Source organism: Shewanella mangrovisoli (assembly GCF_019457635.1).
GTDB lineage: Bacteria > Pseudomonadota > Gammaproteobacteria > Enterobacterales > Shewanellaceae > Shewanella > Shewanella mangrovisoli.
The window spans coordinates 4,237,591-4,251,814 of sequence record NZ_CP080412.1 but is presented as its reverse complement, the minus strand read 5'-3'; the positions used below and the strand labels follow the sequence as shown (position 1 = coordinate 4,251,814).

13 protein-coding genes are annotated in these 14,224 nt (G+C 47.4%); 5 read left to right on the top strand and 8 right to left on the bottom strand.

Going from position 1 to position 14,224, the window contains the following annotated elements; translation table 11 throughout:
* Positions 1-249: 249 nt before the first annotated feature.
* The 4 genes from K0H60_RS18465 to K0H60_RS18450 all read right to left on the bottom strand — a co-directional run bounded on the left by K0H60_RS18465 (position 250) and on the right by K0H60_RS18450 (position 5,152).
* A complete protein-coding gene (locus K0H60_RS18465; protein ID WP_109287489.1) occupies positions 250-1,638 on the bottom strand; it encodes a tetrathionate reductase family octaheme c-type cytochrome in 1,389 nt (462 codons plus the stop codon).
* A gap of 47 nt (positions 1,639-1,685) precedes the next feature.
* Positions 1,686-3,416, bottom strand: a complete 1,731-nt coding sequence (locus K0H60_RS18460) for a DUF3373 domain-containing protein (protein ID WP_220056642.1) — start codon at positions 3,414-3,416, stop codon at positions 1,686-1,688.
* Between the two features lie 177 nt (positions 3,417-3,593).
* The gene (locus K0H60_RS18455) at positions 3,594-3,923 is read right to left on the bottom strand and encodes a c-type cytochrome (protein ID WP_220056641.1); all 330 of its coding nucleotides are present in this window, start codon (positions 3,921-3,923) and stop codon (positions 3,594-3,596) included.
* A 497-nt stretch (positions 3,924-4,420) separates the two neighbouring features.
* A complete protein-coding gene (locus K0H60_RS18450) occupies positions 4,421-5,152 on the bottom strand; it encodes an SDR family oxidoreductase (RefSeq protein WP_220056640.1) in 732 nt (243 codons plus the stop codon).
* Between the two features lie 161 nt (positions 5,153-5,313).
* On the opposite strand from K0H60_RS18450, the gene K0H60_RS18445 reads away from it, so the two are divergent.
* The gene (locus K0H60_RS18445; RefSeq protein WP_220056639.1) at positions 5,314-6,153 is read left to right on the top strand and encodes a LysR family transcriptional regulator; all 840 of its coding nucleotides are present in this window, start codon (positions 5,314-5,316) and stop codon (positions 6,151-6,153) included.
* Between the two features lie 63 nt (positions 6,154-6,216).
* On the opposite strand, the gene K0H60_RS18440 is transcribed toward K0H60_RS18445, so the two are convergent.
* Positions 6,217-7,755 (bottom strand): tetratricopeptide repeat protein, encoded by a 1,539-nt coding sequence (locus K0H60_RS18440; protein ID WP_220056638.1) that lies wholly within the window; start codon positions 7,753-7,755, stop codon positions 6,217-6,219.
* Between the two features lie 117 nt (positions 7,756-7,872).
* Positions 7,873-8,709, bottom strand: coding sequence for a mechanosensitive ion channel family protein (locus K0H60_RS18435; protein WP_220054002.1), 837 nt, complete (start codon positions 8,707-8,709; stop codon positions 7,873-7,875).
* A 168-nt stretch (positions 8,710-8,877) separates the two neighbouring features.
* Between K0H60_RS18435 and K0H60_RS18430 the strand changes: the two genes are divergently transcribed.
* Positions 8,878-9,357, top strand: coding sequence for a hypothetical protein (locus K0H60_RS18430; protein WP_088210021.1), 480 nt, complete (start codon positions 8,878-8,880; stop codon positions 9,355-9,357).
* A 428-nt stretch (positions 9,358-9,785) separates the two neighbouring features.
* A complete protein-coding gene (locus tag K0H60_RS18425) occupies positions 9,786-10,961 on the top strand; it encodes a type III PLP-dependent enzyme (protein ID WP_088210022.1) in 1,176 nt (391 codons plus the stop codon).
* A gap of 59 nt (positions 10,962-11,020) precedes the next feature.
* Here K0H60_RS18425 and K0H60_RS18420 read toward each other — a convergent pair whose 3' ends face one another.
* Entirely contained in the window at positions 11,021-11,233 is a 213-nt protein-coding gene (locus tag K0H60_RS18420; protein ID WP_011624237.1) for an HP1242/YdcH family protein, read from the bottom strand.
* Positions 11,234-11,645: 412 nt separating this feature from the next.
* Between K0H60_RS18420 and udp the strand changes: the two genes are divergently transcribed.
* Positions 11,646-12,404, top strand: a complete 759-nt coding sequence (gene udp, locus K0H60_RS18415; RefSeq protein ID WP_011624236.1) for a uridine phosphorylase — start codon at positions 11,646-11,648, stop codon at positions 12,402-12,404.
* A gap of 109 nt (positions 12,405-12,513) precedes the next feature.
* Here udp and K0H60_RS18410 read toward each other — a convergent pair whose 3' ends face one another.
* Positions 12,514-13,266 (bottom strand): outer membrane protein OmpK, encoded by a 753-nt coding sequence (locus K0H60_RS18410; RefSeq protein ID WP_011624976.1) that lies wholly within the window; start codon positions 13,264-13,266, stop codon positions 12,514-12,516.
* 487 nt (positions 13,267-13,753) lie between these two features.
* Here K0H60_RS18410 and K0H60_RS18405 point away from each other — a divergent pair, with 487 nt between their 5' ends.
* Positions 13,754-14,224: an NfeD family protein gene (locus tag K0H60_RS18405; RefSeq protein WP_220056637.1), complete on the top strand. Its 471-nt coding sequence runs from the start codon at positions 13,754-13,756 to the stop codon at positions 14,222-14,224.

Sequence of the window (14,224 nt, the reverse complement as noted above, 5' to 3'; positions counted from 1 at the left end):
TTAGGCAAAATAAATGCCATAAAAATCAGTTAATTTGACTTATAAACAGAGCCAAAGTCCTTTTCACGCCTGTAGGTTGAGACAAACTGGGACAGTATTGTTTTTTAACTGCGGCGATTTGTCTTTGTTGGCAGAGTATAGCTGATAAAAAAGAGAGCTTAGCCAGCGGGTACTAAGCTCTCAAAGGTTTGCAGGGGAGCGATACTCGCTATGCCTTAAGTTCGGTTAGGCGATAGCGAGTGGAACAGCTTATGGTTGTTTATGCTTAGGGCCTTGCTTGTTTTTCATAGGGTCGCCTTGATAGCCCAAGGCTTGCCAATCGAGACGAGTGCCTTTGTTGTGGCAGTCATTACAGTTAAGCGCTTGTTCCTTTGGGGACACCATGTGGTTGATACGCCACCACATTTCAGTGGCAGCAAAGTCATATTCACCACTGTATTTGATGCCTTTTTCTAACATGGTTGGATTGGCTTCCATACCCAGTTTCGCCGCTAAATTCCAATCAAACTCGCTCCAATATCCGCCTTTGCCATAGGTTTTTGGGGTGATAAAGATGTTGAGTTTTTTGTCGTAAATCTGCTTACCTGTGTGCACCTTAAAGGGATAAATCTTGGCTTTAGCATCGTTAATGTCGCCCATAGGGTAGGTTAGCTTAGTGACGACATTCGGGTCCATCTTGTCCCCCGCCATATAAGCGTTTGCGGTGCCGTTGTACCAAGCGTACTGGGGCTTGACCATTTTCTCCCACACAAAGTCACCCTTTTTCTTCTGATAGGTGTGTTTGCCATATTGATCAACGGTTTCAGGTTTATCATCACCCGCAGTTGACCAATCCCAGTGCATCTTGGTGGGTTCATTCTTAGCGAAGAAGGGAATATGGCAGGTTTGGCAGGCCACGGTTGCGGTATGGGTATTGAGCTTTTTGTTGCTATGCGGCGCGCTCTCGTGGCAGTTCTCACAACCTATATGGTCGATACCGCCAGGGGAGACCCCCATTGCATTACCCGATATTTGATGTTTTTCAGTGGTATGACAGTTTTGACATTGGAAGTTATTGCCGTCGCTGTCCATGTGCACATCGGTGGCTTTATCAGGGTAGGCCATGGAGGAGTCGAGATCCCCGTGTTTGACTGCATCACCACCGCCACCATAGAAATGGCAGCTACCGCAGTTATCCCGCACGGGTTCACCCACGTTTTGGGCGATCTTGGCCAGATCGAGTTTTGCCATGGGCTCGCCTGCACCGGCAGGGTCTTTTACATAGGTGCCTGTGGTGTCGTGGCAGACTAAGCAGTCCACTTTGGTTTTATCTTTAAAATCAAAGTTGCTGTCCTTCCAACCATAACCAGCGTGGCAGCTAGTGCAGCGAGGCTCGTTGCTGGAAATCGACACACAGAAGTTATTGATACTGTTTTTCTTACCGCGTAATACGGTTCTATCGGGTAGCTTTTGTTCTAACTCCCATGTCCAGTGGGAGGTTTTCATCATGTCTGTGGCTTGGTCTTCGTGGCAGGTTAGGCACTGAGTCGTCACCTCAGAACCTGTGGCGAAGGGGCCTTTGAGGACGTCTTTATGGGGATTGGCAGCCTGCGCTTGCAACGCCATACCCGCTAAGGCAATAACAATGAGTTTTTTCATTCTGTACTCCCGCCCTCGGCGATACCGAGGGCTGAATGGCATTTAGGTTAGAAGTTAATGGTCAGCGAGGCGTTCACATCGAAGGCCTTATCGACCACTGGCAGCATTGAATAGGCTGAGCCCGCTAACACCTCATCGATTTTTTGTGGTGCGCCCACAGGCGTGCCGCTACCTGTGTATTCGTAGTCGTAGTAGAGCCCTGCCAGTTTGATAAACATTTTGGGATTGATATCAAAGATGTAATAGGCTTCGCCGACGTGGCCACGGGTGGCTAACTTGCTACCGATTGGGTCATCTTGGGCTTGAGTGAAAGGCGTCCAATATTTAGAACCGTAGTTATATTCCAAGCCAAACTTGCCGTAGGGCGCTGGGATTTGAATACCTACATAGATGCCATAACCATCTTTGGTATCGGCATCATCGCTGGTTTTCGGCACCATAATGATTTCGGTGCCTGTGCTGTTGAGCTCTGCTTCGAACACCGCATCGGATAACATGCCGCCGAACATGCCGGCATTGCCATTTGGCTCTGCGCGCGTCCAGCCTAGTGAGGCAAACCATTTGATATCGTTAGCTTCTTCCCGTGCAAAGCCAATACCGCCGAGGTACATATCACCAATGACGCCGCTAGGTTGCACTCGGGTGACAAAGTTAAAGTTGTCGAACTTTTGCATATCTTGATACATGGTCGGGGCTAAAATGCCTGCCAGTTGGGTCGGGAAGGCCATAGTGCCTTTAAAGCCGTCGTTGATGTCTTTGGCACCAAACAGGGTAAATTGCAGGAAGTTAGTGCCGTCGTTGATGGCATCGATATTAAAGCCGCCGAGGTGAGTATCTTTGGTGACTATGTCGCCAAACATTTCGCCATTACCCCATTGGGATTCAAAGCCTTGGCCATAACAGAAGCGAACCACTTGTCCCTCAACGCCAGTGATTTCCCCTAGGTTGTAACCTAAGGTGGCACCGTCGAAGTTAAAGTTAACTAAATGGCCCGAAGGTGTGCCGCCACGCAGTTCGTTTTCACGGTAGTGGCTTGGTGGGCCATAGGTGGATGGACGGCGACCAATCGAAAGGTAAAACTCGGAGCCATTGATTTTTTTCCAGTCGAAATAGGCGCGCTCTACCCGCAGCCAGTCACCACTGGTGTTGCCGCTGCTGGTGCCATCCATAGTGAATGAACGCCAGGAGTCGAACACTTGCACGCCGGTGGAGTCGCCCCAGTTTTTGTACATGCTCAGACGACCGGCAAAGCTGACGTTATCCCATACCTTTGCCTTAAGATTTAACCGCAGGCGAGTGGTGTAAAAGATATCGTTATCAATATCTTGGATATGTTGCTGCGCGAGTACATAGGGCATCACGCCCTGTAACATGCCATTTTGAAAGGCGGCGGCCAGATCAGGATTGGCTTGCATCATCTGTCCGAGAGGCGAGTTAGGATCGTTTGGCATCCCAAAGGCGCCGGACATGGCCTTGGCGCCAAAGTCATTAAAGTTCACCTTAATGGCGGGGTTCCAAACGACATCGCGGTAATGCAGTGAGTGAGCCTTGGTTCTAAAGTCGCCAGTGATTTCAAGGCGGTCTAACGAGGTGTGGCGTTCGGTTTTATCGACACGGCTATTGAGTTCATCGAGCTGTTCGGTGATATCGGCCAGCTGTTGTTTCAGCTCGGCCATTTTTTGGGTGTCGGCTGGTGTTTCGTTGGCTGCGGCAAAGGTTTGGCCTGACATAAACAGCGCATTTGCAACCAATATCGAAATGAGTGTAGGTGTACGCATAGGGTTTCTCCCTGAGTGTTCCGCTGGCACTGGCTCAAGGCCCTGTGCCAAATTTACCCAACAGGAGGCCCTGAGGTGTGCTCCCCATTTTTCTCTTATTGGGCTTGGTTTTATTTCAATGGGTTAACTTACAGTTGCAGGCCTGTGGTTATCCCTTTGATTTAGGCTCGGCAGCGATTAACCGCAGGTTTGCGGTTGCTCCGAGTCGGCGGCATGGTCATACAGGAATTGCTGTATATCTTTGAGATCTTGCTCGGTGAGGCCATTGAATACCTCAGGTTTGAGTTTGTGTTTATCTTTGTCGAAGAAGCGGTCCCATTGGCTCATGGTTTTGCTCATTGGGGTCAGCTCGCCACCTTCACCATTTTGGCTATGGCAGGCTTTACATTCTTTTTTATAGAGGTGTTTTCCCTTTTTGGGATTGCCTCCATCGGCGGCGTAGGCTTGAAGTCCCAAACTGCTGATTAGCGCGACGGCGATTGCGATCTTAGTTGAAGTTTTCATCATCTCATCCTTTCTCACTTAATTGTCATTCACATGACTTTGTTGGTGGAATGTGGATATTGCTTCCACCTTGTGAATAAATTTATCAAAGCTGATGGGATGTTTATTTGAGGTGTATCACTTCCATTAAAAAAATCTAATTGATAAAAATTTCATTGATAAAAATCTAATTGATTGGTGGTGGATTGATTTGGGTGGGAATTTACATTTTCAAAAACAATGATTTGTTTTTATTGCTAAATTAGCTTGTTGTATCGCAGCTAGGGTTTTAAGTCGGAGAGGGCGAAAAAATGAGAGTGATCGAGTTAACACTTTGTAAAATTTGCGATCGCTAAAGTAGTCGTTCGGAATGATTTAGCCTGATTTTCACTGTATTTAGGGGGCGGTTTTGTACTGCTCGGTGTTGAGGACGCTCGGTCGATTTCTAAGTTTTTAACGCAGTGGCACTCGCACACTGCGTTTCACCCATGACTATAGCGAGGTCGCGCCAAGCAAGTCGCTTAAGGCTGTTGGCGTGTCGGCGCTAGCACTATCTCACGCACACAGACATTTTGTGGTTGTTGCCAAGCAAATAATGCCGCGGCCGCAACGTTTTCAGGGGCAATCACGCCGCCCATTTGTTGCTTCCAATCATGGTAACCGGCTTTGATAGCATCATCCGTGGTGTGGCTTAAGAGTTCTGTCTCGACCGCTCCCGGCGCTATGGTGACCAGGCGTACATCGTCCATTGCGACTTCTTCGCGGATGTTTTCGGTTAAGGCATGCACGGCAAATTTAGTCGCGCAATAAGCAGCATGGTTGGGGAAGGTCTTACGTCCCGCGACCGAACTGATATTGATAATGGTGCCGGTTTTGCGCCCCTTCATTCCGGCTAAAACCGCATGGATACCATTGAGTACGCCCATCACATTGATATTGAGCATGCGGCTCCATTCGTTGGGATCTTGGGTATCGATTTGCCCAAGCAGCATGACGCCAGCGTTGTTGATAAGGCAACCGACTGGGCCAAACTGTGCTTCCGCTTGGTTAATGGCGGCCTTGATGGCGGTGGTGTCGGTCACATCGACACCTATGGACAGGCTATTGGGTAACTCAAGGGCTTGCATTGGTTCTACACGGCGCGCCAGTAGTAATAGCGGGTGTCCTGCGGCGCTAAATTGTTTAGCGATGGCGGCACCTATGCCCGATGAGGCGCCAGTGATCACAACGAGGGACTGAGTGGGTTTTGTCATTTGTCATTCCTATCTTTAGATGCGGTAAATAAGGTGGATTGATAGATCTCTAACTTGGGAGTCAGTATAAGTAGCGGTTTATAGACTGAAAAATACTTATTTCCACTGAATATGATAGGCTTTGCCTATGACAGGATTTTGGGCGTACAAGGTGAAGGCCTATGGTAGATTTACGCTTATTGCGCTTTTTTATCGCGATTTATGAAGAAAACAATATTACCGCGGCGGCAACGCGCTGTTATGTCAGCCAGCCCTCGCTCTCGGCTGGGCTTAAACAGCTAGAGGAAGAGCTAGGCGGCGCCTTATTCGAGCGCAGTAAAAAGGGCGTAAAAGCTTTGGATAGCGCCCACTATCTGTATCCGCTGGCGGTTAAGTTGGTGGAGGAAGCCAGTAAATTACCCGCTCTATTTATGGCAAAAGCGAGTCGGCAAAAGTTGCGTTTAGCCGTGATGCCCGATCTGAGTCAGCGTCGCCTTGCTGGGTTATTAACTCAAATCAATCAGGCGATTAGCCATTTAGATTTAGAGCTGGTGGATTATCAAAGTCCTGCGGATTGCCGATTAACCCTAGACAGTTTACGCCATGAGGATGAAGTGTTTTTTCCGTTATGGGAGGAGGACTATGTGCTGTGTGTGCCAAGGGAGCATAGGCTTGCGCAGCTCAGCAGTATTCGCCCCGAAGAGTTAAGTCAGTACGACTTTATTGAGTGTCCACCCTGCGAGGCGCACCAGCAAACCATAGGCTTACTCGCCTGCAGCAATTTGTCGCTCAATTTGGTGGCGAAGGCAGAATCTAAGTCTTTGGTGATGTCACTGGTACTGGCGGGATTTGGGGTGAGTTTTCTCCCCGATGGATTAATCGAAGACGAGCCTCGACTTAAGCAGATTAAACTCGATGGTCCTCGGATGTTTCGCCGTATTGGTTTGTGTTATCCATCCCATCAAACCGTTGCGCCAACGTTGGCAACATTGTTGCGGCATTTGAGCAAAACCACGGCTTAAGCCGTGGTTTTAAGTGCAGGGGTTGGCCAAGCGGCTAAACCCTAGCAATCAGCTGTTTATCCCTTATTCGTTGCTCTGTAAGTAAGGCGCTAGTTGGGTTTCAATCCTCTCGATTTCATCTTGGGCATACAACAGCTCGGACTCCGTTAAGCGGGATAGGGCCTGTTGTTGATACAAGAGTTGATCGCTATTCATCCCGTATTGACCAAAGTTGCGCAGTAATATGCTCGACCAAATATATGTTTGTACCGGTTTATCAATCGACTCATGGCGGTTGATGTCAACGAGGGCTTGCATGCCATCTTGGCTGCCTAAATCAGCGGCTTTGCGGTACCAAGACTCTGCGGTTTGCAGCGCTTCGCGGCTCGGATGCTCGCCCTTGCGGCAGGTTTCTGCTTGGTTAAGATGGTAATACGCCTGCTGCTGATTGGGGATAGGGTGTTGATGCAGAAAGTTATTACACAGGTTCTGGGCTTCGCGGATCTCTAAGGTGCCCAAGCGCTTACTGAGCTTCTCGTATGCGTCTTGATAGTCACTGATATGGCTCATGGCCGCCAGTTGGTAATACATTAAGGCTTTAATCGGTTGGCGAGAGACGCCTAAGCCTTCCTCGTAGATTTTACCAAGGCCGAATAGGGCTTCTTCTTGCCACTGGGACGCCAGCGTCTCGAATTCTGCTCTTGCCTGCTGGTAGTCATTATCCGTTTGTGGGTCGAGTAGTTTAAGGTGTGCCAGCGCTAACTTAGCAAAGACATTGTCAGCGGCGCAGGATTTTTCTAACCAATAGCGAGCCTTGCTATAGTCGACGGCAAAATCTTCACCGTAGAGGAAACGTTTACCTAGGTAATACTGGCGAAAATCATTTTCTGCGGCATATTCGCTGAGTAAGGCTTCGGCACGGACGAGATCCTTAGGGCCACCTTGGCCTGCGGCCAGCATATGGCCTAAGTTATCTTTTGCGAGTTCATCACCGGCGGCGACGGCTTTCTCAAAGTATTCCCGCGCTTTGCTATAGTCTGGCGTGACACGTTCATCGTGCCAATATAGGGTGCCTAGGTGGTAATAGGCATCTTGGTTGCCTTGGGCGGCCACCTTTTCGAACCAATAAATGGCTTGGCTAGCATCGGGATCGAGAAAGGGTTGTCTGAGATACAAATAGGCGAGCTCATATTGAAACTCGACTTGCCCCGCTTCAGCACTGGCTTTGAGTTGTTCGACCTGTTCGCGTAATTGCTCGGGGGTTTGCGCCTCAGAGGCTACCAAGCTCGGCAGGGTGATCATGGGTAAAAATTGCGGATCGATCTCGGCGGCTTTTCGATACCAATATTCAGATGCCTTGGGATCGGCGGGGACTTGTTGGAATCGACCCGAATACAACTCGGCCATAGCAATGGCGGCTACGGCGAAGCCTTTATCGACGGCCTGCTGAATATAGTCTAGGCCCGAGTTGACTTCGCCCTGATTGATTAATGTAAGTCCGTGATTGAGTAGCGCCGAGGGTTCCCCCGCGGCAAGCGCTTCGGCTTGTATCTTCTTTTTTTGGTATTTGGCAAAAAGAATAAACAGAACGACAAAGGCTATAATGATAAGTATCAACGACATAGTATTCCATCACTATCGATATTTGGGCTGCACAGTAAACGCGTATCCCGACAAAATTGCAAGTTAACTGTGTCAGATGAGGCGAACGGTGGAAGCCATTCACCTCGGCGGATGCGCTTACTTTTCTTGCAGATGAATTTCTCGCACTGGGCAAGCCATTTCGATTCCAGCCTGTTTGAGGGCGTTGTAAATCGCTAGATTTATCTTGTATTTATGCTGGAAGTAACTTTGGGTCGGTACCCAGTAACGCACACCAATCTCAATACCGATGGCATTAAAACCATTGATACCAATATTTGGCGTAGTGTCCTGACTGACATTGGGGTTTTGGCTCAGCAGCTCAGTGATGAGGCTTATCGCCGCCTCTGGGTCATTGTTATAACTCAGGTTAAATTGGGTTTCGACCAGCTTATTACTGAAGGAGTTATGTAAGATCTCGCCGACGATGTGCTTGTTAGGAATACTAATTTGCTCGCCTTCCTCATTGGTTAAAATCGTCATCCCCAAATTAATCCGCGTGACGACACCGCTTTCACCTTTGATTTCGATGGTATTTCCAACCACAAAAGGGCGAGTCACAATAATAGTGACCCCTGCTGCATAGTTCGACAGCATGCCCTGTAGGGCTAAACCTGCACCGAGGGAAGCCGCACCAATCGCTGCTACCATGGGGGTGACGCTAATGCCTATCTTGCCTAGGGCTATAATCGCCACCATGACAATGATCAGGATACGGATCAGATTGCTGACAAAGTTACTGAGGGTGATGTCGATTTGGTGTTTTTCACACTGTTTGGCCACTAAGCGCGAGACTTTGCTGGCGACCCACAGACCCAACAAAAAGACCAAAGCGGCACCGAGTAATTGGAAACTATAATTGACTAAAAACTCGGTGATCAGCTGGTAAACGCCCTGCAGTTGTTGCAATTCTTGATCGAGCCCTGGTGTTATCATTATGATATCCTTGCAATAAATTTAACCGCCCTAGTATAACGCACAATTGCTTTGAAAGGCGTATTCGTCATGCATTGTGAAGCGTATCATGTAATGGTTCGGATTAAATGAGCCGATTGCGAGACTCGGGTATGCTATTGCCCGTATCAAAAATGGAGTTAAGTGTTTATGAGAAAGCTGTTGTTGTGCCTGTCCTTCCTTTTCACTCCCATGATGGCCTTGGCGGCAAGTTATGTTGCTGGGGATGCGATCAATCCTATTTCATTACAGGATCAAAACGAGCAAGCGGTCAGTGTGACCGACGACACCAAAGTAGTGCTCTTTAGCCGCAGTATGAAAGGCGGCGATATTATTAAAGAAACCCTGACGCCATTGGCGGGAGATAAGTTTCCGCAGCATTTAGTTTATGTGGCGGATATCAGTGGTATGCCATCACTGATCGCCAAATTTGTCGCCGTGCCGCAAATGCAGGAGTTGCCCTTCGCCATTGGCTTAGACAGAGAGGGCGAGATCAGCCGCCTGTTACCCGATACTAAAGATATGGCGACGATGATTTTACTGGATCACCGCAATATTCAGGACATCGCCTACTTCGATTCGAGTGAAGCCTTAAGCCAAGCCTTAGCGAAATTAAACGAGTCGCAATAGTCCGTTCTTCGTGGTCAATGTTGAGGGGGCTATGTTGATGTGCTCACCCCTCAACTCATTTCATCTCGTTTAGAGTGGTGATTTTGGGCTCGTGTGGATTGAGCTTGAATCGCTCATCGGCCGACGAGTGTTACTCAGTATTTTTCCTCAGATCATCCTTAGCTGCATAAGCTTGGATTGTCGTCGTAAAAAATTCATTTTTCCTACCTCAAAAACGTCAAGATTCTCTGTTGTGCTCTTATGCATAATTATATGTTTTGATAGCAGTTTTTTTACGTTTGTCATCGCTTAAAATTTCACGGAATAAAAAGTTAGTTATTAAGCATAAAAATTCGTTGCGTTAAATAAAAAAATAGCGTTTACTGCGCACGTTTTTAAGACAGATAAGCCAATTTTTTACCATTTGACCCAAAGGAGACTCTGGCCCAATGAGCCAATTTCAATCTATTGATGTTGCTGACTATTATGATGCTCAAACCTTCAAACGTATCGAAGAGTTTGCTAAAGATAAAGCGACCCCGTTCGTGGTGATTGATACCAGTATCATTGCGAAACAATACGATGACATGGTTAATAGTTTTCCTTATGCCGATGTTTATTATGCAGTTAAGGCAAACCCTGCGGCTGAGATCCTGACGTTACTGAAAAACAAAGGGTCAAACTTCGATATTGCGTCGATTTATGAATTAGATATGGTCACTAACGTGGGCGTAACGCCTGACCGCGTGAGCTATGGCAATACCATCAAAAAGCGTCAAGATGTGCGTGCGTTTTATGAGCGTGGTGTGCGTATGTATGCATCGGATTCTGAAGCCGATTTACGTATGATCGCCGAAGAAGCGCCGGGTTCACGCATCTATGTGCGCATCCTGACCGAAGGTACAGACACCGCCGATTGGCCACTGTCTCGTAAGTTTGGTTGCCAAAATGAGATGGCTTATGAGCTGCTAGTTCTGGCGAAGGAGTTAGGCTTAGAGCCCTTTGGTATTTCATTCCACGTGGGTTCACAGCAACGTGATATCGGTGCTTGGGATTCGGCGATTGGTAAAGTGAAGAGCATCTTCGATCGTCTGCGTGATGAGCACAACATCGTCCTGAAGATGATCAACATGGGGGGCGGTTTCCCTGCTAACTATATCGACAAAACCAATCAACTCGGTGTGTATGCTGAACAAATCACCCACTTCCTGAAGGAAGATTTTGGTGACGATTTGCCACAGATCATTCTGGAGCCAGGTCGCTCACTGATCTCTAACGCTGGGGTATTGGTGTCTGAGGTGGTGCTGATCAGTAAGAAATCCTACACCGCACTAGAGCGTTGGGTATTTACCGATGTGGGTAAGTTCTCTGGTTTAATCGAAACCATGGATGAGGCGATTAAATTCCCAATCTTCACCCATAAACAAGGTGAGTTGGATAAATGTGTTATCGCCGGCCCGACCTGCGATAGCGCCGACATCATGTACGAACACTACAGCTATGGCCTGCCGAATGACCTAGCAATTGGAGACCGTATGTACTGGTTAACTGCCGGTGCTTACACCACCACTTATTCAGCGGTGTGTTTTAACGGTTTCCCACCTCTGAAGGATTACTACCTGTAATCTTGGCCGCAAGGCAACAAAAAGGGCGCTTAGGCGCCCTTCGTTTTTGGCGTCACCACTTAATTGTGGGATTTGAGAATTTGATAGATCTCTTCTTTTAAATGCAGTTTTTTGCTTTTGAGTTCTTTCACTGTGGGATTGAAATCACTGCCAACGCGTTTTTCCAGTTGTTTGATTTCTTCATCTAATTGATTGTGCTCGTTGAATTTGCGTTGAAAATGAGCATCTTGAGTCTTTAAGGTAGTAATGAGATCTCGATATTCTGGAAACATTGGCGTTCTCCTTGTCGTCTTTTATCGTGCTTTGGTCTCGTCTTAACCCTAACCTTAGGCACGATGATGAAACGTGATATGGATCAATATTTGTCCTCCTACAGATTAATACTAAAGGGTGATTTCAGCAAACTAGCTATAAATCAATAACCTATATCTTTTATATTGCTCTGTGTGGCGAGTGAGTCAGATCTGGCTCACACTTACTTTCACCTGATTGACGAGTGCCCACAGAAACATCACAGATTTGCTATCTTTGTGATCAAGCTGTAATAGGTTTGGTAATTACATTACGAATGAACAATTCTTCTTGCCGATAATTCTGTGATCAAGTTAACCTTCACCGCTTCGATACTAGGTTAAAGTCGATTCAATAAGAATTTTATTATCAAAAATGAAAGGGGTTTTCACGATGGCTGATGTATTTCACTTAGGTTTGACCAAAGCGATGCTCGATGGTGCCACTTTGGCGATTGTGCCGGGCGATCCAGAGCGTGTAAAACGTATTGCCGAGTTAATGGATAATGCTACATTCCTTGCAAGCCACCGCGAGTACACCAGCTACTTAGCGTATGCTGACGGTAAGCCAGTGGTGATTTGCTCTACCGGTATCGGTGGTCCATCGACTTCTATCGCTGTAGAAGAGTTAGCGCAATTAGGCGTGAATACCTTCCTGCGTGTGGGTACCACAGGTGCGATTCAACCCCATGTAAATGTGGGTGATGTAATTGTGACTCAAGCGTCAGTGCGTTTAGATGGCGCGAGCTTACATTTTGCACCTATGGAGTTCCCAGCGGTTGCTAACTTCGAATGTACCACAGCTATGGTTGCTGCGTGCCGCGATGCGGGCGTAGAGCCTCATATCGGTGTTACCGCATCTTCTGATACCTTCTACCCAGGTCAAGAGCGTTATGACACTGTGACTGGCCGTGTGACCCGTCGTTTTGCTGGCTCAATGAAAGAGTGGCAGGATATGGGCGTGCTGAACTATGAAATGGAATCAGCGACCCTATTCACTATGTGTGCGACTCAAGGTTGGCGTGCGGCGTGTGTGGCTGGCGTTATCGTAAACCGCACTCAACAGGAAATCCCGAACGAAGCGACAATGAAACAAACTGAAGTCAGTGCTGTGTCTATCGTTGTAGCTGCGGCTAAGAAGCTTCTGGCTTAATTCGCCGACGCGCTCCCCTGCAAAGCGAGTGTTGCGTGCGTAATAAAAAAGGTGCCCTAGGCACCTTTTTTATTCGCTGTATCCGCCAAGGCGGGCTGTATCACTTAGACTAGAAGTGGTACTGAGCAATCACAGAGTAAGTGTCTTGGTCGACACCCTTCACGCCGTATTTGTTGGTCCACAGATCGTACTCGATACCCACAAGCAATTTATTTGCCTTATGGTCACCAAATAGGCTCTTACCTAAATCGTATTTCAGCTGCGGGTTGAAGTGGAAGTTCTCTTCATAACCACTGTTATCCGTTGCAAATACCCAATCGATAAAGCCATCGAGCACGATATTGGCAGACCCTACTGGGATATCGATTCTGAAGACTGGGGTGAACTGCCAGCCATCACTGATATTGCCAGAGCTCATCGCATCGCGACGATAGGTGTTGAAGTTAAGGTAGGTAAAGTAAGGTACGGCAACATCGACCCCTAAGCCATAGAGCAAGCTATGCACAGGGCCTTCACCTTCTTCGTAGGTGAGGGCTAATGAAAGATCGGTAATTGGGCCGAACGCAATTTTTTCGCCGAGGATTTTGCTCGCGCTAAAGCGAGGTGAAATCTCTCCGTAGGTGGTGCTATCCATGCCCGTGTGGTCGCCTTTGAAGTAGATAAAATCTTGGAAGGCAAACCAATCACCGTATTTCCATGCACCAGCGGTTTCGAGTGTGACTGTCGCTTGCTTGTCCGAAGGAGCCAAGTCGTAGTCTTCGCCATAAAGAGCGGTTGCACTGAAATCCCACCACTGTACTAAGTCACCAGCAAATGCTTGAGGTGAAAGCATTAATGCTAGACATAGGCATGTCTTTTTCATTGTTATTTCCTGTTGTAGGGGTAGAGGCTAAATAAAGTTGTACTCAGTTCCTGCTCCGAGGGCAGAACCTACAAACGGCTAGGGTGGAGCGGCTTGTATGGGTGCTGGTTGAGGGCAAGGTAAAAAGTGCGGGCAATATATGCAAAAATTTACAATTATTCAAAGTTTTTTATCGAATGTTGTTGTGAAAATCACATAATCAAATTGTGGATGTTATGATGTTTAATTTATTGATTTTTAGTGGTTATTTTATTTGTTGATACGTTTTTGATGATATTGTGAGCTAACTTTTTGAATTGATTGCGCTTAATTTTAGAACAACTCGAGTCGATATTTTGCCGCGAGTCAATTCATCCCCTCATTTTCCCAAGTTAATTGTCTTGCCGTGCTTTTTAAATCGGCGTATAACTTTATGACATATTATGTCGCAAATCTGTCACTCTGCTGCTATAGTGCTGCACAGGATGCTCTCATTTCAGGGGGGAATATGGAGTTTTCGAATCTGATTTTAGTTTGGTCTATTATCGGGATTATCTTGATGTTAGCCGAGCTGGTGATACCTGGAGGTATTGTCGTGCTACTCGGCGCCGCCTGCTTAGTGGTGGCTGGCGCCTTAGGAATTGGCCTAGTGGAAGGTGTGGTTCAGAGCCTGACATTGTGGTTTATTTCCGCCATCGTCTTATTACTCGCCTTTCGGCAAGTCACTCAAAAATTGGTTGGTGGAGATTCCCATGTGGATAACACCGATGAAGAACTTGATATCTACAATCAAATCGCCCGTGTTAAGCAAACCATAGGTCCAGGACAAACGACGGGAAGAGTCGAGTTCCAAGGGAGCGAATGGCCCGCATTGGGGGATGGTAGTATCATTGCTGCGGGCACTGAGGTCAGGATTATCTGCCGTGAAAACATTGCCCTAGTGGTTGAGCCTGTTGATCAGGCAACGTCTCAAAACTAA

Coding starts and splice junctions, on each gene's coding strand:
- K0H60_RS18465 (WP_109287489.1), bottom strand. CDS start 1,638: ATGAAAAAACTCATTGTTATTGCCTTAGCGGGTATGGCGTTGCAAGCG.
- K0H60_RS18460 (WP_220056642.1), bottom strand. CDS start 3,416: ATGCGTACACCTACACTCATTTCGATATTGGTTGCAAATGCGCTGTTT.
- K0H60_RS18455 (WP_220056641.1), bottom strand. CDS start 3,923: ATGATGAAAACTTCAACTAAGATCGCAATCGCCGTCGCGCTAATCAGC.
- K0H60_RS18450 (WP_220056640.1), bottom strand. CDS start 5,152: ATGACAAAACCCACTCAGTCCCTCGTTGTGATCACTGGCGCCTCATCG.
- K0H60_RS18445 (WP_220056639.1), top strand. CDS start 5,314: ATGGTAGATTTACGCTTATTGCGCTTTTTTATCGCGATTTATGAAGAA.
- K0H60_RS18440 (WP_220056638.1), bottom strand. CDS start 7,755: ATGTCGTTGATACTTATCATTATAGCCTTTGTCGTTCTGTTTATTCTT.
- K0H60_RS18435 (WP_220054002.1), bottom strand. CDS start 8,709: ATGATAACACCAGGGCTCGATCAAGAATTGCAACAACTGCAGGGCGTT.
- K0H60_RS18430 (WP_088210021.1), top strand. CDS start 8,878: ATGAGAAAGCTGTTGTTGTGCCTGTCCTTCCTTTTCACTCCCATGATG.
- K0H60_RS18425 (WP_088210022.1), top strand. CDS start 9,786: ATGAGCCAATTTCAATCTATTGATGTTGCTGACTATTATGATGCTCAA.
- K0H60_RS18420 (WP_011624237.1), bottom strand. CDS start 11,233: ATGTTTCCAGAATATCGAGATCTCATTACTACCTTAAAGACTCAAGAT.
- udp (WP_011624236.1), top strand. CDS start 11,646: ATGGCTGATGTATTTCACTTAGGTTTGACCAAAGCGATGCTCGATGGT.
- K0H60_RS18410 (WP_011624976.1), bottom strand. CDS start 13,266: ATGAAAAAGACATGCCTATGTCTAGCATTAATGCTTTCACCTCAAGCA.
- K0H60_RS18405 (WP_220056637.1), top strand. CDS start 13,754: ATGGAGTTTTCGAATCTGATTTTAGTTTGGTCTATTATCGGGATTATC.